We start from the raw sequence: 797 nt of genomic DNA, 5'->3' as shown, positions 1-797 counted from the left end.
CTGTTGACGGAGGAAGGATATGTGTCCCTAAACCTATTGGTTCAGAGAAATATGTGGACAAATACGATTTCAATATGGACGGTAGACTTTTTCGCGATTTCGCTACATGGGTTGGAAGACCAGGAAAGGCTGATGACGGAAGAGACTTCTTTATATATGGTTATGGATATGCGATTGTGCCTGTAATAAAGTAAAAGAAATGAAAAAAAAGATTGGTTATATACTCTTGGTAGGGCTTGTTTCCATTATTTGTTATGGAGTTTATAACGAAATAGCATACACTCCTTTGAAAAAGAAGGACTTTGAATGTCTTTTCCCTAATTATGTAAATGCCGATGTCATACTTCATAAAGATCTTATCGGCTGGAGTCATGGTGATTATTTTGAATTATTTGTCTATCGAATAACAAATGTAAAAATAGATTTAAATTATCCTATAATTGATAGAACCTGGGAGTATACTATACTTCCCGACGCAACAGAAACTATAACATGGAATAACTGTCCGATAGACTCAATAAGCGAGTCGAAGTATGAACGCGAACTGACATGGATTATGAATAGCAAAATAGATGAAGGAAAAATGATGCAATACGAACTGAAAGATGAAAACAATTACTATAGTTGCATCTATGTAAGTGAGCTCCAAAAATATTTTATATTATATAATCCTTCAAAGGGTATACTATATTATATAAGACAAAATGGATTTTAATATTTCTTTCTCGTAGCGGGTGTTCCCTATCTATCATTTCTAAATGTTTCCGGATTCGCCAAACCAAATGATTCCCTGCTTG

At 34.1% G+C, this 797-nt stretch carries 2 protein-coding genes; both read left to right on the top strand.

The features are described from left to right. A partial coding sequence (locus HMPREF9446_RS18990; protein ID WP_009126029.1) for a hypothetical protein occupies nt 1-194 on the top strand: 194 nt, incomplete at its 5' end. 5 nt (nt 195-199) lie between these two features. Next, nucleotides 200-715, top strand: coding sequence for a hypothetical protein (locus tag HMPREF9446_RS12425; protein ID WP_009126028.1), 516 nt, complete (start codon nt 200-202; stop codon nt 713-715). Nucleotides 716-797 lie beyond the last annotated feature (82 nt).

Source organism: Bacteroides fluxus YIT 12057 (assembly GCF_000195635.1).
GTDB classification, from domain to species: Bacteria; Bacteroidota; Bacteroidia; order Bacteroidales; family Bacteroidaceae; genus Bacteroides; species Bacteroides fluxus.
Note: the sequence above shows the minus strand (reverse complement) of the source record. Positions and strands in the feature narration are given on the sequence as shown.